Origin of the sequence: Gloeobacter violaceus PCC 7421 (assembly GCF_000011385.1) — a bacterium.
In the GTDB taxonomy this organism is placed as follows: domain Bacteria; phylum Cyanobacteriota; class Cyanobacteriia; order Gloeobacterales; family Gloeobacteraceae; genus Gloeobacter; species Gloeobacter violaceus.
This window is the reverse complement of record NC_005125.1, coordinates 3,465,936-3,486,034: the sequence shown is the minus strand read 5'-3', so window position 1 is coordinate 3,486,034 and position 20,099 is coordinate 3,465,936. Positions and strand designations below refer to the sequence as shown.

The following is a 20,099-nucleotide window of genomic DNA, read 5'->3' as shown; positions in this document are numbered from 1 at the left end:
CATCTACTGAAATTGTCCCGATTCTTATCTAGAACCTCGATGGAGTTTCCCGCTTTTGCAAGCTCACCGGAACTCCCATTCGCCACAGCTTGGGACGCTTCAGTATTCGGTTGGGGCAGTCGCGATGATCAGGGTAGGAACCTGGAGGTAGAGCGTTTTCAGCTTCAAGGTTTGAGTTTTCGAAAAGCGTTTGTCGCTTACTCGTCGCTCGCTCCAGGGCGGTAGGGAGAACTACTAACGACACCTTTAATATAGGGGCTTCCATCCGAGGGGGATCGCTCCGTCAACATTAATTCACAACCCGATGAGCTATCTGTTTGCCACAGCTTGGGACGTAGCCACAACCCTCCTGAGCAGGCAGAAAGTGCCCGGCTAAAGCTTGGTGCCGCACTCGGGGCAGAAGCGGTTGGCGGTGGTATTTTTGGTGCCGCAGTTGGGGCAGTAGATGAGTTCGAGCGGCTGCATCGGCAACGGCCTGGGCAGCCCGACCATCTGGTGGTTGGCCTTGCCCGGGGGCACCATCGGGTAGCAGTTGGCGTCGGGGACGACATGAAAGTCGCAAATCACCGGCCGGTCGCGCTCCATCAGCGCCTCGATGCCTTCTTTGAGCTGGTCGGGGTGATCGATGACCATGCCCTCCGCCCCGAACGCTTCAGCGAGTTTGACGAAGTCGGGCATCGAGGGCTTCATGTGGGAGTGGGAGAAGCGGCGGTCGTAGAAAAATTCTTGCCACTGGCGGACCATGCCCTGCCAGCCGTTGTTGACGATGGCGGCCTTGACCGGCAGGTCGTACTGCACCGCCGTGCCGATTTCTTGTAGGTTCATCTGAAAGCTGGCGTCGCCGGAGATGCACACGACGTCTTCGTCAGGCAGTGCCACCTGCACGCCGATGGCCGCCGGAAAGCCGTAGCCCATCGTGCCGAGGCCGCCTGAGGAAATCCAGCGCCGGGGGCCGTTTTTGAGAAACTGCGCCGCCCACATCTGGTGCTGGCCGACGTCGGTGGTGTAGTAGGCGTCGGTAGCCAGTTCGCGAAAGGCGACCATCACTTCCTGTGGGTACAGCCGGGTGCCATCGCTCGGCACCTCCAGCGGATACTCGGCTTTCCAGCGCTCGATGCGCTCCAGCCACGCCCGGGTGCGCGGCTGAAATTCGATGAGCTTTTTAATCAGATCCTGCAGCACCAGTTTGACGTCGCCCACGATGGGCACCTCCGGCCCCCGGTTCTTGCCCACCTCTGCCGGATCGATATCGATGTGGATGACGCGGGCGCGGGCGGCAAATTCATCCAGTTTGCCGGTCACCCGGTCGTCGAAGCGCGCCCCCACGGCGATGAGCAAATCGCACTCGGTGACGGCGAAATTGGCGTAGGCGGTGCCGTGCATGCCGAGCATGCCCACGGCCAGCGGATGATCTTCAGGGAAGGCCCCCTTGCCCATCAAGGTGGTGGTGGTCGGGATCAAACCCAGCTCCGCGAGGCGCATCAGTTCGGCGTGCGCCCCGGCGGAGATGGCGCCGCCACCCACATAAAGCAGAGGCCGGTCCGCTTCGAGGATGAGCTTCGCCGCCGCCGCCACCTGGCGGGGATTGCCCCGTGTGGTTGGGCGGTACCCGGGAATTTTGGGCGTCGTCTGGACCGGCGTGTACTCGAAGCTTTCTTGGCCCACGTCCTTGGGAACGTCGATGAGCACCGGGCCGGGCCGGCCGCTGCTTGCGATATGGAAGGCTTCGCTGAAGATGCGGCCGATGTCCCCAGTGTTGCGGATGACGTAGGAGTGCTTGACGATGGGCAGGGTGATGCCCAGAATATCGGCTTCTTGAAAGGCGTCGGAACCGATCGACCGGCGCGGCACCTGACCGGTAATCGCCACCATCGGCACCGAATCCATGTGGGCCGTGGCGATGCCCGTCACCAGATTCGTCGCCCCGGGACCGGAGGTGGCCACACAGACGCCCACCCGGCCGGTCGCCCGGGCGTAGCCGTCGGCGGCGTGGGCCGCCCCCTGCTCGTGGCGCACCAGAAAGTGCTGAAACCGCCCTTCGGCCTCGGCCTTGTAAATCTCGTCGTAGACCGGCAAAATGGCCCCACCGGGGTAACCGAAGATGTGCCGGACGCCCTGGCAGCACAGACTATCGACGACGGCGAAGGCTCCGGTGGCTTGCATAGACTTAACCTGTAGCGAATATAACGGTTCCCTGTAACCACTTACTCTACATCAGTCCCGTAGCGGCGGGAGCCCCGTTTTTCCCACAGGCGCGATACGATGTCCGACTCTCCAGCTATTCGCGGCACTACCCGGCTGTTGGGCCTGTTGGGGTATCCGGTCGGCCATTCGCTGTCCCCGGTGATGCACAACGCCGCCCTCGCCCGCCTCGGCCTTGATCTGGTCTACGTGCCCCTGCCGGTGGCCCCCGCCGATTTGCCCCAGGCGGTGGCGGGTTTGCGGCGCGCAGGCTTCGTGGGCTTCAACGTCACCATTCCCCACAAGCAGGCGATCGTACCTTTGCTCGACACACTCACCCCCGAGGCCAAGGGCGCCGGTGCGGTCAACACCGTGCGCGTCGAGACCGACGGAAGCCTCACCGGCACCAACACCGATATCGAAGGCTTCATGGGTCCGATCGAAACGGTGCCGTTTCAAGGAGCGGCCACTATCCTCGGCTGCGGCGGCTCCGCCCTCGCAGTCGCCCTAGGCTGTGCCCAACTGGGATTCACGCGCATCCACGTTGTCGGCCGCGACCCTGCCAAACTGGCTGCTTTCAAATCGCACCTGCACCCCGCCGCCACCGTCGAAATTGATCTTTGGGAGCAGCTGGAATCGCTGCTGCCTGGGACGGGGTTACTCATCAACACCACGCCCGTCGGCATGATCCCGGCCACAGAAGCGAGTCCGCTCGAAGATTTGGGGGCTCTGCCGCTAAAAGCCTGCGTCTATGACCTGATTTACCGGCCGCGCCCAACCCGGCTGTTGCAGCTGGCGGTGGCGCGTTCGCTCCAAACCTTCGACGGTCTGGGCATGCTCGTAGGGCAGGCTGAAGCGGCCTTCTATTTCTGGACAGGCTGTAAGCCACCCACGCAGTTGATGCTGCAGACCGCCTGCAAAGCGCTGGCGCACGATTAGATCGCCCTTTCTGCGGCGGACAGAATCAACCGATCGAGCTGGCCGCTGTTGGCTTCGCCACGGGCGCTGAGGGCCGAGCGCACCAGGTGGAGACCCCGGCTGGTGCGGCAGCACAGATTGAACAGGGTCCGGGCCAATCGTCGGGTGCGGCTATTTTGGTCGCGCTGGTAGTCGTAGCGGCAACCGTCCCATTCGGGGGTGAGCACCCGGTGGTTGTAGAGTCCCACCCAACTCGGGCGCGACCAGCGCTCGGAAGTGATGTCGAACCAGAACTGGTAGTCGGCCGCGAAGCCCTGGTTGATATAGCTCCAGGGGGTCGAGAACACCAACCGGTCGGAGGCCGGTGGACGGGTGGGCGGCGCGTGGGCAAAGCGCAGCACTGCACCCAGGCCCTGGGGCACGGCGGCAATGCCGCTCAGGCGCAGGCGGCGGGCGATTCCCATCAGTTCAAAGAGCAGTTGCTGATCGGCCGGCTCGCAGATCACTTCGGTCAGCAGATCGGTGTAGAGCCTGCCCAGGGTGCAATCGGGCGCGTCCTGCTGCGGGTTGTCCGCCAACCAATCGATCAGATCTTGATAGCGATCGAGCTTCTCGAAGCCGACGCGCTCGGGATAGCGCACCGCCTCGCGGCTTCTGAGGACCCGGCCTACCGGGTCGAATACGTCGGCCGCGAGCAACTCGGCGCGCACCGGGTCAAGATCCAGCAGCAGACCGAGCATCAGGCGCACCTCGCCAAAAGTTGGAAACCGTCCCCACTGCGGATAGGCCAGATCCAGGGCGCTGAGGAGGGTGCGCACCAGCGGCTGCTGAAGGAGGGAGGCGGGCGGGCGGGGCGTATGCAGCGGCAGGCCGAGGACACTCTCGATCACCGTGGCCACCGGGGCGTCGATGAGCGGAGCAACGACGGCAATCCGTCCCGGGAGGACACCGGTGGCCAACAGAGCGCGAATGGCGGCGGCGACGGCCTCGGCGGCGTCGATGACCGTCTGTCCCTCCAGCAGAACCGGCTGGGGAATCGGATCCGGCACCGCCACGGGCAGGGGATTTTTGAACTCCGGGTGGATCCGGCGGGCAATGCGGTCGGCGAGCCAGCGCAGAGCCTCCCCGGCCGGATCCGGCCGGTCCAGATACCGAAAGCGCGTGCGGCGGACCACGAACTCGGCGGCCAGTTGGGGCACCCCGGTGTACAAGCCGCCGCCGCCCACGGTATAGGCCAAAAAGAGCCCCTTCCCCCGCTCCTGGCAGCGACCAAACAAATCGAGTGCCACCGCGCAGCTGTCCTCGGCGCGATCGACCACCAGGTGATCGAAGCTGCCCCAGAAGGCATCCAGGCCCATCACCACGCGCCCGAACAGCTCCACCGCCCCGGCCGCGTCGATGGCGCCGCGCTCGCGGATGTAGTCGCGGGTGCGGCGAGCGCAGCAGCTCAAGGCTCCCAACAGCGCGAGGCGTTGAGTATCCTCGCCGTCGGGCCAGGCGGCTCTCAGCCGTTCACCCACCGCTTCGAGGGAAATCCCGGAGGTGCAGGCGATCCAGGCGGCACTGGCGATTTGATCCCAGACGCGCTCTTCTTTGAGACCGCAGTTTTCAAACCGCGCCTCGTGGTCGGGACACAGGGCACAGGCGCGCTCGACGCAGTGGCGCGTCAGGGCAAAATCGAGCACGACCGGCTCGAAGGTCGTACCCAGGGTCGGCTCACGGCCCAGCACCTCCCCCCAGAATTCTGCGAGCATGCGCACGGCAAAACTCATCCATGTCTCGACGCGCAAAGGCCCGGCAAAGCGCTCGAAGGCACCCTCCAGACGGGCACTCATCCGCTGGGCTTCCTCGCGGCCCGCCGCCAGCACCACGATGCGCTCGGGCGCCACCCCAGTGGCCATCAGTTCGCGGTAGCGCTCCAGGCACGCCCCGCTCAGACCGCCGCGCGGCCAGCCGACCACCGCCTCAGCCATCCTGAACCAGCCGGTTGCACAGCCGGGCAATTTCCGCCGCCGGGGCCGCATCCAGCCAGCGCTGGAAGGCACTGGCTTCGCGCAGTACGGCACAAGCCGCCCGGGCCACAGCACCGCCCGCTCGGCAGCGCGCCACAATGCGCACAACGACCGGCTCGGGCAATTCCGAATCGGCAAGCGCCTCCGGCAAGCGCTCCCCTTGCTCCCAGCGCTGGACCAGCACCGGCAGCCGCGCGTGCACCCGCGACCAATCGCGGCTCCGGCCGGCGAGCACCACCGTCGACCAGGGGCTTTGCCTGAGCAGCACCGAGAGTTCCTCGGCGCAGAGCGGCCACTCCCGCAAGATGAGCGCCGGGAGCGCATCGGGCAGTGTCGCGCCCATCCGCCGAAAATCTTCCACCTGGATCTGCCGCCCGGCTTCGGCGGGGAGCGCCGGGCGAGCCTCCGCGGGCTGCACCGCGTGCAGCCGTCCCCACCAGAGATTCGCCTCCCACGGCTCCATCTCGAAGATGAGTTCCATCAGACCCGCCTCCTGCCGGCGGGCGCGCTCCTCGGCCCCGTCGCGCAGCCGCAGCGTGCGCGGGCCAATTTTGCACTCCAGATGCCGCCCGTCGCGGGAGAGTGTCCATTGCGGCCGATAGTTGCGCACCGCCACCCGCGGGCGAGGCCGTCCGGGTCCAAAAGGAGCGAGCCGCTCCAGTTCATGAAAGGCCCGGTCGAGTTCGGCGGGCAAATCGAGAGTGGTCTCCGCGTCAATCGCGATGGCCACTGGAGGCTCCAGTCTCTCGCGGGCAACCCGCCGGGCGATCTCGCGGCCGAGTTCCCTTTGCAGCGCGGCGACCCACCGGCTTTCGCACACCAGGCGCACCGCCTCCGGCCGCCCGCCCGCCTCTACCCATAGCGGCCTGAGCGCCGCTAGAGCAGCGATCAAGTCGGTACCTTCCGGCGCGTAACCCGAGCCGTGGGCAAGCGCTTCTGCCTCCGGGCAAGCGATCAACACCACCGCCAGGCCGTAGCGCCCCGCGAGCCTGGCTGCCGCCAGGGACAGAGCCTGCCGGGGCCAGTGGACCCGGGCGAGCACCGCGACCCCCTGCGATTGCAGGCCCAGGCTCTCGATGGCAAGCGCCCCCTCCTGCACCACCCGGGCGATGCGGGCCTCGTGCTCTCGCCATAGCGGCTCCCAGCCCCCATCGGATTCGCCCGCAAGCCAGGCCGTCGCCCGGGCACCCAGGGCGTCGAGCGGTGCCGCCATCTTGAAGATCTGCCGGCGGTGGGAGCTTATCAGTGCCGCCAGCAACGGATGCGATCCGCCGCCGTCTTGGGCCAAACCCGCCAGCACCTGTGGCCGGCAATGGGCAAGGGAGACCAACCCCGCCACACACCCGGCCAGCAACAGATCCGCCCATCGATCGGGAGGCGGTTGTCTATTCAGTTGGCCAAGCAACGCCTCCACCAGCATCCAGGCTACCGCCGCCTCCGGCAGAAACCGCAGCGGGTGATCGAGCGCCAGTTGCAGCGCATTGAGGGCTACCAGACCCTCACCGGACGCCTCGCCCAAGCGCGCTTCGATGGCGATCGTCCGACAACCGGGCGGTGCGGCGGGCATCGAGCCCACGGCGATCAGCAAGCTCTGCGCCACAGGCTGCGCACCAGCAACTACCGTAAGTTCCGTCCCCGCCTCCCGCAGCGCCTCCTGCAGCAGGAGCGCCGCTACCGCACTCTCGAAGCGATCGGCAGTCTGGAGAGTGATCGATTTTCCTTCAGAAATTGTCTGTGCAATCCACTGCGCCGCCCTCTCAAGTTCCGGCCAGGTAGGACAATGCCCGAGCGGGGATCGCTCGGGCCACAGAAACGCCCTTGCCGACTGGGGATCGCCAATTCCCAGAGATCCCAGCGCCCTTGCGCCGTATTCACCGACCAGGGCGCGCACCTCCGGGTGGAGGTGGGACGGAGTGGGCTGCGGGTTCCAGCGGGAGGCCATACCGAACCAAAAGTATCCTGTTTCCTGGAGTGGTTGTCGGAGCGTTAAGGAGTGTTGCGCGGTCTTACCGGCGTTAATACTGCATGGTAACGTGGGCTCACGAGCAGTTGGCGAGAGTTAGGAGAGCCCCTTGAGTACACCGCTGCATCCGCACAACCCGATCGAAGCCGCCGGCGAAATCGGCGGTTACGTGGCCCATCTGCAGTTGCACATGGCGTTGCAGGCCCGCAAACTGTTGCCGAGCGCCCTCGATACCAGCAACCATTGCCACAATTTGCTCTACCAAAGCCAGGCCGAATACGAAAAATTCATTTCGCGCCATCGCCCCTGATCGCATGCGTTTACCGTCGCGGCAACGGGCACCTGCTTTGCAATTTTTCACAATTTGAAATCACCTTGACGTAGTACCTGCCAGCCGTCGTCCTCCCAGCGGACCACCGTCGAGGCGGTGCCGCTGCCGCGGTAGGTACCTGCGAGCAGCGCAACCCCGGCAAAGGTCCGTCGAATCGCTTGCGGCTCGATGAGCACCGGTTGGCCCGAGCGGTTGGCACTGGTGGAAGCGAGGGGACCGGTTTTTGCGAGCAGTGCGTGGGCGTCGGGATGGTTCGGGATGCGCACGCCGACAGTCCCGCCCCCCCGGTGGACAGCGGCAGGCACCCGGCCGCCCACGGGCAGCACCAGCGTCAATGCTCCAGGCCAACCCCGCTCGGCCAGCTCTGTCCACTCCGAGCGCCATTGTGCGGTGTAGAAAGCCAGATCCGCCGCCGCCGCCCCCAGCAAAATGAGCGGCTTATGCTCGTCGCGACCTTTGAGGGCGTAGATTTGCTCGGCGTACTCGGGCAGGCAGACCAGACCCGGCACTGTGTCGGTAGGCATTGCCCCCACACCGCCTGCGCGCAAGTAGGCGGCAAAATCCACCAGGTTCAGAAAATACTCGGCCATCGGTCGATCGCGCCAATCCTCCGCTTTCACTTTAGAACCGGATCTCAGGTAAGCCCGACCGCACGTCCGGCGCCGATGTCAGCCCAGTTTCCAGCATCCAAAGACGGCAGCTTCGCCGGTTGATTCAGACTGACGGGCGGTTGTGTTTGCAGGCTGTGGTGATCGGGTGAAAAATTTTCGAATGCTCCTCTGGTGTATCGCCGGGGGACTGCTCATCGTCTCGCTTTGGGTGCACTGGCAGCCCCAGCCGTCCCTTGGTCCGGCCGGTTCGACCGACTCCCCGGCATCGGCTTTGCCGCAGCACCCGCTGATCCGGGTCTACTTCAACCAGGCGCGCTCCGGGCGCTACGTCGATTATCGGGGTCTGGAGCGTCCCGGCGACGACCTGGAGCGGCGTATCGTCGAAGAACTCGGCCGCGCCCGCACCAGCGTCGATATCGCCATTCACGAGTTGAATCTACCGGGAATTGCCCTGGCGATCGGCGAATGCGATCGGCGCGGGGTGGCCGTGCGCGTCATCTTGGAGCACACCTACCACCGCGACTTTGCATCTGTGGCTTTTGCGAATCGCCTCAAAAGCGCCGATCGCGAAGCCTACGACCGGTGGCGGCAATTCGTAGATGCCAATGGTGACGGCCGGGTCGATTATGGCGAGTTGCAGAAGCGCGATGCCGTCGGGATCTTGAAGCGGGCCAAGATTCCGGTGATTGACGACACCGACGGCGGTACGCGCGGCAGCGGCATCATGCACCACAAGTTTTTGATCATCGACAACCGCCGCGTCGTCACCGGCTCAACCAATTTCACCACCAGCGACGTCCACGGCGACCCGGCCGACCCGCGCACCCTGGGCAATGTCAATCATTTGATTGTGATCGAAAGCGCTCAGGTGGCCGGGCTATTTGCCGCGGAGTTCACCTGGATGTGGGGCGACGGGCCGGGCGGCGCTCCCGACAGCCTCTTTGGGCGGCGCAAGCCTGTCCGTCCGTTGCAATCGGTGGAGGTGGGCGAGGCGCGCATCGGTGTGCAGTTCGGCCCCGGCGAGGGCGAGGCGGGCATCAATGCCCTGATTGCCCGCCGGGTGACCAAGGCGCGCCGGTCGCTCGATTTTGCCCTGTTCGTCTTCAGCGCCCCCGAAATTGCCAAAGCCATCCAGCGGGCCGCCGGGCAGGGAGTGCGGGTGCGCGGTGCCCTCGACAGCGGATTTGCCTACCGCGATTACTCGATGGGATTTGATCTATGGGGGATGCGCCCGTGTGCTTCGAAGCAATCCCCTCCCATCAAAACGGTCGGAGTGGCGCTCCTGCCGCGCGGCGACAAACTCCACCACAAATTTGCGCTTCTCGATAACGGCACGGTCCTTACCGGATCCCACAACTGGTCGGTCGCCGCCGATCGGCGCAACGACGAAAGCTTCTTGATAATCGAAAGCCCCATCGTTGCTGCCCACTTCCGGCGCGAATTCGAGCGTCTTTACAGCCGTGTGCTGCTCGGCCCACCCAAGCGCAAGCCAAAAACCTTTACTTGCACCAAGGAAAAAGCCAAACCAAATCACCACAACAGATAGCAGTGATAACATCATCACCAACGTTAAGATTCTGATGAATCCCATGCACCAGGGTTCTGGCAAAGTTGTTTGCACCACGTTGGCGCTACCGGCAGATCTGCTGGAGGCCATAGATCGCGAAGTGCAACGCGGTGCGTTCCGAAGCCGCAGCGAATTCGTGACCTTCGCCCTGCGTCGGGAGCTTGCGGCGCAGGAGCGCGCCCGAATCGATGCTGAATTTGCGGCTATGGCTGAAGATCCGCACTACCAGCAGGAGGCGAGCGCTGTAGCCGGGCAATTTGCCTTGGCCGACTGGGAGGCACTGCAACTGGATTTTCCAGCCGAACCCCGGCATCTTTGAACAGCCGTCTGAAGAAAGCTCACGGTAGCCCCAGTTCGCCCGCAAAGAAGATCAGCGCAGCGGCGCGGTCGCCGGTGCGCTGGCTAAATGACGCACCGACGCCATGGCCTGCGGCGCGGCGGGTAATCAGCGCCACCGGGTGGTCCGAGCGGGTGGCCGCCTGCAGCCGCGCGGCCATCTTGCGCGACTGGTAAGCGTCCACGCGCGGGTCGTTCTCGCCGGTCAGCAGCAGCACAGCCGGGTAGGCGGTGCCGTCTTTGACCCGGTGCAAAGGCGAGTAGGCGTACAGGGCGGCGAACTGGTCGGGATTTTCGACCGTCCCAAACTCGGTGACGTTGAAAGCGCCGTTCGGGTGCAACTCGACGCGCAGCATGTCGTAGATGCCCACCTGGCCGACCGCTGCTCGAAACAGTTCGGGCCGCTGGGTGAGGGCCGCTCCCACCAATAAGCCGCCGTTGCTGCCGCCCAGGATGCCCAATTTGTTGGGGGCAACCCAGCGCGTCTGCACCAGCGCCTCGGCCGCCGCGACAAAATCGTCGAAGACGTTTTGCTTGCGGGTGAGCCGGCCGTCCAGGTGCCACTGTTCGCCAAATTCGCCGCCGCCGCGCAGATTGGCCACCGCGTAGACGCCGCCCCGCTCGATCCAGGCCAGATTCGCCCCCGAAAATGTCGGCCGCACACTGATGCCGTAGCCGCCGTAGCCGTAAAGAATGGCCGGGGCGGTGCCGTCGGGGATCGTGCCGCGACGGGCCAACACTGTCACCGGCACGCGGGTGCCGTCTTTAGAAAGCGCTTCGATTTTGGTGGCCTCTACACCGGCGTAGTCCGCCGCCGCCTTGAGGGCAAAAATTTCGTTCGACTTGCCGGTGGCACCGTCGTAGCGCATCCAGCGGCCCGGCTCGCTCCAGCCCGAGTAGGCCACGATCGCCTCGGACGAGCGCTCGTCCGAGGCAACCGCATCGATGCCGATGCCGCTTGCCGGGAGCGGGAGCGCGCGCACGAACCGGCCGTCTTTGTCGAACTGGCGCACCCGCCAGTCGGCTCCCCAGACCTCAGTGACCAAAAAGCCCTCCCTGAGCGGGGCGATGTCGCGCATCGCCCAGTCGCCCTCGCGCACCAGCGTCCGGAAGGTGCCCCCTTCGACGACGACCACCCGGCCGCGCGGCGAGCCGCCGGTGGCAATCACCAGAATGCGTTCCCCCAGGAAAGTGCCGGCAATTACTCCTTCGCGCGGCTTGAGCAGCGGCAGCCACTCGCCCGCCTCGCGCACGTAGAGCGATTGGGGTTCGCCGTCGCCGGCCATCACCAGGGCCGCGACGTATTTGTGGTCTTTGGAGGCGATCAGTGCGTATTCGGCGTAGGGCGAAAGACCCGCGCCGAAGTGCAACTTGTCCTGGGAGGCGGGAGTGCCCAGGCGGTGGTGAAAGAGCGCCACGTTGAACGGAGCGACGCTGTCCACCGGGAAGCGCGTGTAGATAAAACCTTTTTCATCGGCGTCCCAGGCGAGGGCCGAGGGCGTGGTGCCCCCGCCCGCCCGCCGGAGCACCTCCGGCAGCGGGCGGCCCGTGCGCGCATCGACCACCCGGATCACCGTGTCTTCGGTGCCTTTGTCGGCGGTGCCGTAGGCCACGTAGCGACCGCTGGGCGACGGCCAAAATTCGGTGACGGCGGTAAGGCCGCCTGCACGGTTGGGATCGACCAGCACCCGCGCAGTACCGGTGGGCCAGGACTGGGAGATGAGAACCGGCTGCTCCTGGGGCGGGGTCAGACGCAAATAAAACAGCCGTCCGCCCGCGAGGTGCGGTTTGGAGCGTTGCTCGGAGGTGAGCGAAAGTTCGCGCACGCGCGCGGCCATTTTCTCCCGGCCTGGGTAGCGGCTGAGCACCTTTTCGGCGTAAGCGTTCTGGGCGTCGATCCAGCCCTGAACCTCGGGGGAAGCGGCTTTTTCCAACCACCGGTAAGGGTCTTCCACCTTGACCGCGCCGTAGGTGCCGGTCGCTGGTGCGGTGCGGGCGGCAGGCGGTGGCGTCACCGAGTCGGTGGCAAGCACCCCGCCGCCCGATAGGATCAGCACCAGCGCGAAAAGCGCTCCCGGCCATGCGCCCGTCCCCATCAGCCTGAAACTGCCCATATCTTCCTTGCAACACAACCGCTAGTTATTCTGGCAGCTTCCGAGCGTATTCAATAGCTAATTTGCAAAGTGACCGTCGCTTCGACCTCGGCGGCACCCCCCTCGATGGGCATGGAGTCTGCTTCGATGGGCCTGGAGGCTTTGATAAAGGGCATCGGCGGCTGGCGGGGAGGGCTCCCGACCTGGACGGTGCGCACCTGTTTGGCCGCCAGTCCCAAACTCTTGAGCACCACCTCCGCCTGGGCGCGGGCGTCGGCGACCGCCCGCGCGAGGGCGTCGGCGCGCGCCTCGGCGTACTGCGCGTCCGGGGCGGTGAAGCTCAGGTTCTGGACGACGTTGGCGCCGCTGCCTACGGCCGCATCGAGGACGGTGCCGGCCTGGGTAAGGGGCACCTGAAACTGGAGATTGCTGCTCGCCGTAAAACCCACGATCTGGCCGGGGCCACCTTTGGGGGAGGGGTCGCTGTAGCGGGGATACAGTTGCACGCTGGTGGTCGCAAGCTTTTGCACCTGCAATTGTTTGAGGCGGGTGACCAGCGGATTGATGCGCTCGCGCAACTGCGCCTGGGCATCGGCGGCGGTGCGGCCCTCGGCCTGCACCCCGAGGTTGAAGACGGCGTCGGTAAACGGCAACGACGCGACGCCGCGGCCACTGACCGTCAAAGTGCGCTCAGGCTGAACTTCCTGGGCGAGGGCGGGAAAAGCGAGGGCCAAAAGCAGCGCCAGACCCAACAAGCAGGAGGATAAATAGACCGGCATCGACAGTGTCTGAATCGGATCGTCCACGACCCTAGCATCGAAGGCAGCCTGGAGTTCAGGGGATCGAGCGCAGTGCGGTTGGACTTGGAATGCACAGTCTTTGATTGCGAAACAGGAATACCCTAAAGAAGCTTAAAAGTTTCAAAAAATATCAACTTTTCGATTTTCAGTTGGTACAGTGGCCAGTGCGCAAGCATGTGCAAGCAATTGAAGAAATAATCAGTCTCCCCAAAAAATCGGCGTAGATACGGTTACATACCAAAGGAGAGCGACGATGACAGACCGTTTGCGGGCTCTGATACCCGGTCGTGCTTCGGCTGTGGTCTTTGTGGGTCGGGCTGCGCTCGGTGCGGCGGCGGCCTGTTTGCTGGTGCAGGTCGGCTGTGCCGCCGTGCCGACCGTTCCGGGCGCGGTGGTCCGCGCGAAGGTGCAGGTGCCCACCGGTATGCGCACCGATAAATTTTCGGTCGATCGCTATTTGAACATTCCGCCGAATTTCGACATTTCGGTGTACGCCCGCCTCAGCAAGCCCCGTTTTCTAGCGATTGCCCCCAACGGCGACTTGTTGGTCTCTCAGCCGAGTACCGGCAAGGTGCTGCTGGTCAGGCCCAACGGCAGCGGCGATCCGGCGATTTACGACTTTGCGGTCGATCTGCGCAAACCCCACGACATTGTCTTTCACAAAATCGGTTCGACACAATACGTCTACATCGCCGAGACCCACCAGATCAATCGTTACATCTACACCAACGGCGACACGACCGCCCAGAGCCGCCAGGTGATCGTCACCAACCTGCCCGACAGCAGCCTGAGCGAACTCGAAGGCGCCTACGGCCACGAACTGAAAAATATTGCTCTTGACACAAACAACAAGCTTTACGTGTCGATCGCTTCGACCTGCAACGCCTGCTTCGAGGACACCGTAAGCGATCCTGTGCGGGCCGCCATCTACCGCTACAACTCCGACGGCACGGCCGGTCGCCTTTTTGCCGAGGGCTTGCGCAACGCTGAGGGCCTCGCCTTTTTGCCCGGCACCACCAGCCTTTGGGCGGTGGTCAACAACCGCGACAACATCGCCTACCCCTTCGACGATTCGACCGGCAACTACGGCAAAGTGGTCCCTGCCTACGTCGACAACCACCCGCCCGAAGAATTCACCCGCGTGCTGGACGGGGGCAACTACGGCTGGCCGTTTTGCAATCCCAACCCGGATACGACCAACGGCTATTTCAACATGCCCTTCGATCGCGACTATGAACTGAACGCCAGTGGCAGCGTCGATTGTGGCGGCATGAACCGCATCGACCGGGGCATCCAGGCCCACTCCGCCCCCCTTGGCCTGACGTTCTTGCAATCGACCAACTTCACATCCCTCTATCGCAGCGGTGCGGTCCTCGGGCTGCACGGCTCCTGGAACCGCACCCAGCGCACCGGCTACAAGATTGCCCACTTCGCCTGGGACAGCTCGACGCAGAGGCCCGGTGCCCAGGTGGACCTGGTTACCGGCTGGGTGGACAGCGCCACGCAGGAGTATTGGGGGCGGCCGGTGGATACCGCCGTCGACGCGCAGGGCAATTTGCTGATTTCCGATGATTCGAGCGGGGCCATCTACAAGCTCACCCCCAAGCCTGGCCCGGTTTTGAGCGTCGTGCCCGACCGCCCGAGCTACCTGCAGGGAGAAGTGATGTATACCCAGGCGGCGGTCGCTTCGTCCTCGGCCCCATCCAGTGTGCAGTTTTTCGTCGATGGCAAAGCGATCTGGACGGAGGGTGCTTCGCCGTACTGGCTGGGTGGCGATCAAAATGCCGGCAGCGTGGTACCGGGATACGGGACACGCAGCCTTGGGGCAGGTTCCCACAGCTTGAGCGCCAAGATGACCGTCAAGGGTGTGCAGTACACTTCATCCACCGTGCAGTTTGAGATCGCTGCCCCGCCTGCCCCGGCAGCGAGTGTCATCCTCGACAAAGTCGTCTACGCTCGGGGGGCCAAGATCTACGCCCAGGCCTCAGTGGCAGCCGCCGCCCAGCCCACGAGCGTGCAGTTTTATATCGACGGCAAAGCAGTCTGGACCGAGAAGATAGCTCCCTACTGGCTAGCGGGTGACCAGCCGGACCAGGCCAACGGCTACAACACGAACAATCTCACCCCGGGTACCCACAGCCTGTACGCGGTGGTTACCGTCAACGGCACGCAGTACACCTCCGCCACGGTGCACTTCCAGTTGCTTTAAACCGACATTCCGCAGGTTCAAGCGTGATTGCTGGAATTTTCGCTTCTCACCGGAATGTCAGCCATAGCCCCTACCAGCGACTCATCGCTCCTGCGGCTCCTGCCGCTACAGGCGCAGTCTTTTCTGGCTTTTCAGCCTCTCTGTGCTCATAATTGTCTCTCGCCTCGCATGTATTTTCGTGCCTCCTCTGCTCAGCCCACCAGGTAGTAGCGCCCACATGCTTCGCCCAAAAGTTGCACCACCCGTCGCCGCTCCTCGTTGAGGTTCGACACCTGCCCGGCTCCTGCAACCTCCAGCAGATGCACCGCCTGGAAACTTTGGAAGATCCAGCGCAAGGTTGGGGTCGCTGTTGGCTTTTTCAGTTGGTTCTTCACCGTCGTTTGCGTTTCGGCTAGAGCCTGGCGCAACTGCCGCTGCCCGAGACTGTAGACCAACAGGCACAGCCCCATCACCAGGGCCAACGCCTCCACGCGCTCGGGCAACTTCAAGAACACGCTGGAGGTAAAAAACAGCGGGTCTTTGAGGAAGCGAAACCCCCGCTCTACCGACTGCTGGGCTTTGTACTGCGACAGCACCTGCGTGCTCGAAAGCCGCTCATGCTCCAGCACGTTGGTGGCCAGCACGAACTTGCTTGCCTGCGGTGTGCTGCTTCCCCTCGATGGCGCTTGGGTTGCGCAGCAGTTGGGCCGAGAGCAGCCACACCCCAGTCTTTTCGGGTCTGCTGGCTTTGGCTGGTCTACCGCTTTTGGGGTGACGCACCTGTGCTTGCGCCCGCACTGCCCCCAACAGGTGGTACTTCAACCCACCGGCGAAGCGTTCCGCCGCTGCCAGGGCATCGGCTTGACAGGCAAACTCCACCTTGCACAATTTGGCCAGTTCCTTGTTGGTCTTGGCGTCCGACTCGCCTAAGTAGACGGGTCAATTAAAAAGGTAGCGTTCGCACGCATATCCCTTATGACGGTAGCGGCCGTCTATCGCCTCGATCACCGCCACACCCAGTTCGTATTCCATCTCGTAACTTCGACCTTGCATCCCGTGACGTTTGATTTGCAACCACTCCCCTTCGATGTCATTCAACTGCGGACTGTACGGCGGCAAAAAGAAAATGTACAATCCCTGCTCTTGCCATTGCGGCCATTTCTCCCGTACACGCCAATGGCGATGCACTGAATAATTATCCTGCACAATCACTGTGATTTGACCAGATTCTTGCAAGCGTTGCAACGCTTTTTTTGCCTCCCATTCCATCAATTCGATATACGTTGCACTTTTAATGCTTCCAAAACATACTCCGTAATCAAAACTGCTTTCTGGACAATAAATTCCCAGAACGCTGATGCGCTTTCCATGGCGGGCCGGCTGCTCGATGCGCTTCTGTTCTCCGCGTTTTGCCCAGGTATAATTCATGATACTCGGCAAACTAAAACCCGATTCATCCAAGTATTTTATAACCACGCAACCCTATTGCTGAGCTTTTTCCAGCGTTTCGAGGTCTGCTTTTTTTCCTTGATAAAACTCTGGAGTTTGCTTGGCTACAATGCTGCGACGGATTCGTTGCCAGGTGAAGCCCTTTTTTTGAGAAGCTTGCGCAGGTGGTCGGCACTCAATTGCACCCCACGTTCTTCGGCCAGTTTGGCGGCCAACTGACTACTGGTGTAGGAGCGCGGCTCCCGCTGCAGACACTCTTCTAAATACTGCAAGTCTGCCTCGCTCCAGGTATTTTTGGAGCCGCGGCCGTCGGCTTCGAACAATTGGTCGATGCCGCCATTCCACCACCGCTCGAAGGTGGCATGGACGGTGGATGGTGCCCAATCGAGATAGCGAGCAATGCGTGGAACGTTCATGCCATGGGCAGACAGGCGCAGGGCTTCGGCACGTTCACGCACCCGTCGAGGTACGGACAGGTCGTTTTTGAGTTCCAGTAAAGCTTGCTCTTGTTCTGGCGTCAGCGCAATACGATGGGGCATGACAGAAAGGCGAGAGCTACAGCTTTTAAGTTATACGGTTTTTCCACGACCGGCTACTTAGACGCCCTTGCAACCCATCGACAGTCTGGGTCCGCTCCTCCAGCTGCGCCTGCAGCCCTTCGAGGGCCTGTTGCTGCACCGCCCGTTCGGGCGCCGTCTGCAGGCCCATTTGCAACCGCTGACCTTCCGAGCGGCCCTGTCGCACTTGCTCTTGCAGTCCCGACAGCTGCGTCTGCAGCTCGGCTATAGCCTCGGCGCTCTCTCTGGACCGCCTGACGTTGCAGCTGGTCGATCGACTTCTGCTCACTCTGCAGCTATTGGCGCTGCTGGTGCCGCTCGCGGGTGGCAGGGTTGGCAATTCTCAAAGTCGTCTTGTCTATCACGCCGTTTCTGCCCGGTTCGCTTGCGCTTCTACTCGTCGGCGCGCGTGGAAACGGCCCAGGGGACTGTCCGCCTGCCGATGCTCAAGCTCGTCGATGATCTGCTGGATCGCGGCACTGCTCTGGCGCAGGCCCGCACCGGCCGCCCGCAACCGCTCCCGAGAGCCTGGCGGGTCGCTTCGTCGGGCATCCAGGGGCCACTCCCCGCTGGGTGTCCGCTCATGGCAGTCTCCAATCGCGTTTGACTTTCTCGATAGTCAGCAGCGCCGTTTCGATGCGTTCCCCGGTAAGCACCGCCGGGGCACAAAGACAGGGCACAAAGCTCCGGTTGCGCGGGCGCCCCGATCGGCAGACACATGTGGGCAGGTGCCTCCTGCGGCGCTCTGCGGTGGTGGGCGGCGCGGCGCCGTTTGCCCGGTGGCGGGAGCCTGGGTCTGGTCGTGCTTTAACCTTACAGCCTGGGCCATCGAATCGATGCGTCGCTGCTGGTGCCGGTTGGGACGCATCTGGCCTCTGAGGGCCGTCGTCACCCAGGCGCTCACCCCCTGCCGGAACGAGCCGGACGGTTGATGGACAACGCTTTCAATTCTGAGACTGACACCTGCCCTAAAGCTGAAAATCTTCGCCTAGGTAGTACTGGCGCACCAGCGGATTGACAGCCATCTCAGCGGGGGTGCCGGCGGCGAAGACCCGCCCCTGGGCCATGATGTAGGCCCGGTCGGTGGTGGAGAGGGTGGCGCGCACGTTGTGGTCGGTGATCAGAATGCCGATGCCCCGATCGCGCAGGCGGGCGATCATCTTTTGAATGTCGGAAACGGCGATCGGGTCGATACCGGCGAACGGTTCGTCCAGCAGCAAAAACTGCGGCCCCTCCATGCCCGCAGCCAGCGCCCGGGCGATTTCGACCCGCCGCGACTCGCCGCCTGAGACCTGAATACCCAGGCTTTTGCGGATGGTGGCGATGCCGAACTCCTCCAGCAGTTCCTCCAGGCGCTTGCGCCAGAACTTGCGGGGTACGCGCGTCTGCTCGAGCACCAGCAGAATATTGTCTTCGACGCTCAAGCGGCGAAAGATACTCTGCTGCTGCGGCAGATAGCCGATGCCGAGCCGGGCGCGCCGGTGCATCGGCAGGGTGGTGATGTCGCGCTCGTCCAGCTCAATGCTGCCGCTGTCGGGCTTCTCCAGACCCGTAATCATATAGAACGTCGTGGTCTTGCCCGCACCGTTGGGACCCAACAGTCCCACCACCTCGCCCTGCTCGACGGCGAGACTCACCGCGTCCACCACGACCCGCTTGCTGTATTGCTTGGAGATGTGATCGACGGTGATTTTCACTGCTGCGGCTTGGATTCGGAGGTTTTCTGCGGCGGCTCCTGCGGATCTTCGGACGGTGGAACAGTGTAGATTGCTTCTACCTGTTTACCCGAAGGAGGCTGGGCATCAAACAGACCCTTGTCGATAAAATAAGTCATCACCTCGGCGTTCATGCGGTTTTCATCCTGTACAACGCGCACATTCCCCGAGAGAATGATCTTCTTCTCGTCCCTCAGATAGGTCGCTTTTTCGGCGGTCGCCACCACCTTGCGCGCCGGATATTCGATGCGCACGTTGCCGCGGGCGATGACGACGCCGGACTTGGTATCGGCTTCTTGAATATCGGAAGTGATTTTAAGCTGTCCCCCGCCGCCGGCACCGGCCCGGCTCGCGGTCTGGGCGGCAATTGCCTGGGACATCAGAACACTCGCGGCCATCAGCGCGCTTATCGCCCAAAGTGCCATTCGTCCCATCTTCAACCAACCCTCACTTTTTCCTATGATGCCACGACCGCCGGGCGTACCCGGTACCATGGCGCAGGAAGCCGAAGAGATTTTGTCCATGAGCATTGAACGCCTCGAGCGCCAACCAGTCCACAGCGGCAGCCGATTGCGTCTATTTCGCGACCGCGTGCGCCTAGCCAACGGCCTGGTGCGCACCTGGGACATCCTTGAGCAGCCGCCGGTGGCGGTGATCTTGCCTTATCAGAGCGGACCGGACGGGGGCCGGGTATTGATGGTGCGCCAGTACCGCTACGCCATCGGCCAGGACTTGCTCGAATTTCCGGCGGGGATCGTCGAAGCGGGCGAAGATCCCGCCCACGCCGCCCGCCGCGAACTGGCGGAGGAGACCGGCCTGGAGGCGGCGCGTTGGGTGACGCTGCCGCCGGTCTTTCGCATGCCGGGCAACTCCAACGAACGCACCCACTTTTATCTGGCCGGCGAGCTTTCCCCCGCCAGCGGCTACGGTGTCGATCCCGAGGAGGAGATTGCCCTGGAGTGGCTAGCGGTGGAGGAATTCGAAAGCCGTGTTCTTTCAGGCCGCATCGAAGACGGCAAAAGCCTGATCCTCTGGCTGCTGGCTCAACCGCACCTGCAGCCATGATTCGCCCAATGACAGGCGTCGGTGTTTAGAAACTTCTATGCCTTCAGACAGATGACGGTCGCCTTCACGGCAACGCAAGCTGGGAAAGTCTTAAAGATTCTTTACATTCGAGGCTTCGTCCATGTCTACCAACAAGAACATTGAGATGAACGGGCAGGATCGTAACGCTTTTGTCTTCGGTCTTTCCCCGCAGGCCGAAATCTGGAATGGGCGGCTGGCCATGCTGGTGGCCACCTATGTCCTGCTGCGTGACGTGCTGAACCTGTTCTAAATTTTGGTCGGTGGGACTTCAGGTTCAGTTTATTTTCGGTTG

The 20,099-nt window shown here is 63.2% G+C and carries 20 protein-coding genes and 1 pseudogene; 9 read left to right on the top strand and 12 right to left on the bottom strand.

The features are described 5' to 3' along the window. Positions 1-372: 372 nt before the first annotated feature. Positions 373-2,172 (bottom strand): annotated as a pseudogene (gene ilvB, locus GLL_RS16920) (biosynthetic-type acetolactate synthase large subunit); the annotation flags it as partial. Between the two features lie 90 nt (positions 2,173-2,262). Between ilvB and GLL_RS16915 the strand changes: the two are divergent. Beyond that, a complete protein-coding gene (locus tag GLL_RS16915) occupies positions 2,263-3,120 on the top strand; it encodes a shikimate dehydrogenase (protein WP_011143268.1) in 858 nt (285 codons plus the stop codon). On the opposite strand, the gene GLL_RS16910 is transcribed toward GLL_RS16915, so the two are convergent. Both GLL_RS16910 and GLL_RS16905 read right to left on the bottom strand, forming a co-directional pair. Then, the gene (locus GLL_RS16910) at positions 3,117-5,072 is read right to left on the bottom strand and encodes a hypothetical protein (RefSeq protein ID WP_164929249.1); all 1,956 of its coding nucleotides are present in this window, start codon (positions 5,070-5,072) and stop codon (positions 3,117-3,119) included. The two genes, GLL_RS16915 and GLL_RS16910, sit on opposite strands and share 4 nt — an antisense overlap. After that, positions 5,065-7,053: a hypothetical protein gene (locus GLL_RS16905; protein WP_011143266.1), complete on the bottom strand. Its 1,989-nt coding sequence runs from the start codon at positions 7,051-7,053 to the stop codon at positions 5,065-5,067. Before GLL_RS16905 ends, GLL_RS16910 begins: the two co-directional genes overlap by 8 nt. A 130-nt stretch (positions 7,054-7,183) precedes the next feature. On the opposite strand from GLL_RS16905, the gene GLL_RS16900 reads away from it, so the two are divergent. Beyond that, positions 7,184-7,384, top strand: coding sequence for a hypothetical protein (locus GLL_RS16900; protein WP_230841206.1), 201 nt, complete (start codon positions 7,184-7,186; stop codon positions 7,382-7,384). Between the two features lie 47 nt (positions 7,385-7,431). On the opposite strand, the gene GLL_RS16895 is transcribed toward GLL_RS16900, so the two are convergent. Then, positions 7,432-7,995 (bottom strand): L-threonylcarbamoyladenylate synthase, encoded by a 564-nt coding sequence (locus GLL_RS16895; RefSeq protein ID WP_164929248.1) that lies wholly within the window; start codon positions 7,993-7,995, stop codon positions 7,432-7,434. A 181-nt stretch (positions 7,996-8,176) separates the two neighbouring features. Between GLL_RS16895 and GLL_RS16890 the strand changes: the two genes are divergently transcribed. Both GLL_RS16890 and GLL_RS16885 read left to right on the top strand, forming a co-directional pair. Continuing rightward, positions 8,177-9,562 carry a phospholipase D-like domain-containing protein gene (locus GLL_RS16890; protein WP_164929247.1) on the top strand — a complete coding sequence of 462 codons (1,386 nt, stop codon included), beginning with the start codon at positions 8,177-8,179 and terminating at the stop codon, positions 9,560-9,562. Between the two features lie 43 nt (positions 9,563-9,605). Further along, positions 9,606-9,902 (top strand): ribbon-helix-helix domain-containing protein, encoded by a 297-nt coding sequence (locus tag GLL_RS16885; protein WP_164929246.1) that lies wholly within the window; start codon positions 9,606-9,608, stop codon positions 9,900-9,902. 19 nt (positions 9,903-9,921) lie between these two features. Here GLL_RS16885 and GLL_RS16880 read toward each other — a convergent pair whose 3' ends face one another. Both GLL_RS16880 and GLL_RS16875 read right to left on the bottom strand, forming a co-directional pair. Further along, on the bottom strand, positions 9,922-12,033 hold the full coding sequence (locus GLL_RS16880; RefSeq protein ID WP_011143261.1) for a prolyl oligopeptidase family serine peptidase: 2,112 nt from the start codon (positions 12,031-12,033) through the stop codon (positions 9,922-9,924). Between the two features lie 50 nt (positions 12,034-12,083). Further along, the gene (locus GLL_RS16875; RefSeq protein WP_011143260.1) at positions 12,084-12,818 is read right to left on the bottom strand and encodes an SIMPL domain-containing protein; all 735 of its coding nucleotides are present in this window, start codon (positions 12,816-12,818) and stop codon (positions 12,084-12,086) included. Between the two features lie 247 nt (positions 12,819-13,065). On the opposite strand from GLL_RS16875, the gene GLL_RS16870 reads away from it, so the two are divergent. Beyond that, positions 13,066-15,021: a PQQ-dependent sugar dehydrogenase gene (locus GLL_RS16870; protein WP_011143259.1), complete on the top strand. Its 1,956-nt coding sequence runs from the start codon at positions 13,066-13,068 to the stop codon at positions 15,019-15,021. A 191-nt stretch (positions 15,022-15,212) separates the two neighbouring features. On the opposite strand, the gene GLL_RS16865 is transcribed toward GLL_RS16870, so the two are convergent. From GLL_RS16865 to GLL_RS16850, 4 genes are all read right to left on the bottom strand, one after another. After that, the gene (locus tag GLL_RS16865; RefSeq protein WP_011143258.1) at positions 15,213-15,644 is read right to left on the bottom strand and encodes an IS1634 family transposase; all 432 of its coding nucleotides are present in this window, start codon (positions 15,642-15,644) and stop codon (positions 15,213-15,215) included. A gap of 295 nt (positions 15,645-15,939) precedes the next feature. Continuing rightward, complete coding sequence (locus GLL_RS16860; RefSeq protein ID WP_011143257.1) at positions 15,940-16,476, bottom strand: transposase; 537 nt, start codon at positions 16,474-16,476, stop codon at positions 15,940-15,942. A 77-nt stretch (positions 16,477-16,553) separates the two neighbouring features. After that, positions 16,554-16,988 (bottom strand): helix-turn-helix domain-containing protein, encoded by a 435-nt coding sequence (locus GLL_RS16855; RefSeq protein WP_011143256.1) that lies wholly within the window; start codon positions 16,986-16,988, stop codon positions 16,554-16,556. 25 nt (positions 16,989-17,013) lie between these two features. Beyond that, positions 17,014-17,157, bottom strand: coding sequence for a hypothetical protein (locus tag GLL_RS16850; RefSeq protein WP_164929244.1), 144 nt, complete (start codon positions 17,155-17,157; stop codon positions 17,014-17,016). 258 nt (positions 17,158-17,415) lie between these two features. Between GLL_RS16850 and GLL_RS16845 the strand changes: the two genes are divergently transcribed. Both GLL_RS16845 and GLL_RS16840 read left to right on the top strand, forming a co-directional pair. Continuing rightward, positions 17,416-17,613 (top strand): hypothetical protein, encoded by a 198-nt coding sequence (locus tag GLL_RS16845; protein WP_164929243.1) that lies wholly within the window; start codon positions 17,416-17,418, stop codon positions 17,611-17,613. A gap of 121 nt (positions 17,614-17,734) precedes the next feature. After that, a complete protein-coding gene (locus tag GLL_RS16840) occupies positions 17,735-17,938 on the top strand; it encodes a hypothetical protein (protein ID WP_164929242.1) in 204 nt (67 codons plus the stop codon). A gap of 36 nt (positions 17,939-17,974) precedes the next feature. Here GLL_RS16840 and lptB read toward each other — a convergent pair whose 3' ends face one another. Then, the gene (lptB, locus tag GLL_RS16835; protein ID WP_011143254.1) at positions 17,975-18,703 is read right to left on the bottom strand and encodes an LPS export ABC transporter ATP-binding protein; all 729 of its coding nucleotides are present in this window, start codon (positions 18,701-18,703) and stop codon (positions 17,975-17,977) included. Beyond that, entirely contained in the window at positions 18,700-19,245 is a 546-nt protein-coding gene (locus tag GLL_RS16830; RefSeq protein WP_164929241.1) for an LptA/OstA family protein, read from the bottom strand. The genes lptB and GLL_RS16830 overlap by 4 nt, the downstream gene beginning before the upstream one ends. On the opposite strand from GLL_RS16830, the gene GLL_RS16825 reads away from it, so the two are divergent. After that, complete coding sequence (locus GLL_RS16825) at positions 19,244-19,786, top strand: NUDIX domain-containing protein (protein WP_164929240.1); 543 nt, start codon at positions 19,244-19,246, stop codon at positions 19,784-19,786. The genes GLL_RS16830 and GLL_RS16825 overlap by 2 nt on opposite strands. A 121-nt stretch (positions 19,787-19,907) precedes the next feature. After that, positions 19,908-20,057 (top strand): hypothetical protein, encoded by a 150-nt coding sequence (locus tag GLL_RS22865; protein ID WP_011143251.1) that lies wholly within the window; start codon positions 19,908-19,910, stop codon positions 20,055-20,057. Positions 20,058-20,099 lie beyond the last annotated feature (42 nt).

What these genes read in the sequence shown, in the direction of transcription:
- GLL_RS16915 (WP_011143268.1), top strand. Translation starts at nt 2,263, where the DNA reads ATGTCCGACTCTCCAGCTATTCGCGGCACTACCCGGCTGTTGGGCCTG.
- GLL_RS16850 (WP_164929244.1), bottom strand. Translation starts at nt 17,157, where the DNA reads ATGGGCCTGCAGACGGCGCCCGAACGGGCGGTGCAGCAACAGGCCCTC.
- GLL_RS16880 (WP_011143261.1), bottom strand. Translation starts at nt 12,033, where the DNA reads ATGGGCAGTTTCAGGCTGATGGGGACGGGCGCATGGCCGGGAGCGCTT.
- GLL_RS16855 (WP_011143256.1), bottom strand. Translation starts at nt 16,988, where the DNA reads ATGCCCCATCGTATTGCGCTGACGCCAGAACAAGAGCAAGCTTTACTG.
- GLL_RS16905 (WP_011143266.1), bottom strand. Translation starts at nt 7,053, where the DNA reads ATGGCCTCCCGCTGGAACCCGCAGCCCACTCCGTCCCACCTCCACCCG.
- GLL_RS16885 (WP_164929246.1), top strand. Translation starts at nt 9,606, where the DNA reads ATGCACCAGGGTTCTGGCAAAGTTGTTTGCACCACGTTGGCGCTACCG.
- GLL_RS16825 (WP_164929240.1), top strand. Translation starts at nt 19,244, where the DNA reads ATGAGCATTGAACGCCTCGAGCGCCAACCAGTCCACAGCGGCAGCCGA.
- GLL_RS16830 (WP_164929241.1), bottom strand. Translation starts at nt 19,245, where the DNA reads ATGGACAAAATCTCTTCGGCTTCCTGCGCCATGGTACCGGGTACGCCC.
- GLL_RS16890 (WP_164929247.1), top strand. Translation starts at nt 8,177, where the DNA reads ATGCTCCTCTGGTGTATCGCCGGGGGACTGCTCATCGTCTCGCTTTGG.
- GLL_RS16895 (WP_164929248.1), bottom strand. Translation starts at nt 7,995, where the DNA reads ATGGCCGAGTATTTTCTGAACCTGGTGGATTTTGCCGCCTACTTGCGC.
- GLL_RS22865 (WP_011143251.1), top strand. Translation starts at nt 19,908, where the DNA reads ATGTCTACCAACAAGAACATTGAGATGAACGGGCAGGATCGTAACGCT.
- GLL_RS16870 (WP_011143259.1), top strand. Translation starts at nt 13,066, where the DNA reads ATGACAGACCGTTTGCGGGCTCTGATACCCGGTCGTGCTTCGGCTGTG.
- GLL_RS16910 (WP_164929249.1), bottom strand. Translation starts at nt 5,072, where the DNA reads ATGGCTGAGGCGGTGGTCGGCTGGCCGCGCGGCGGTCTGAGCGGGGCG.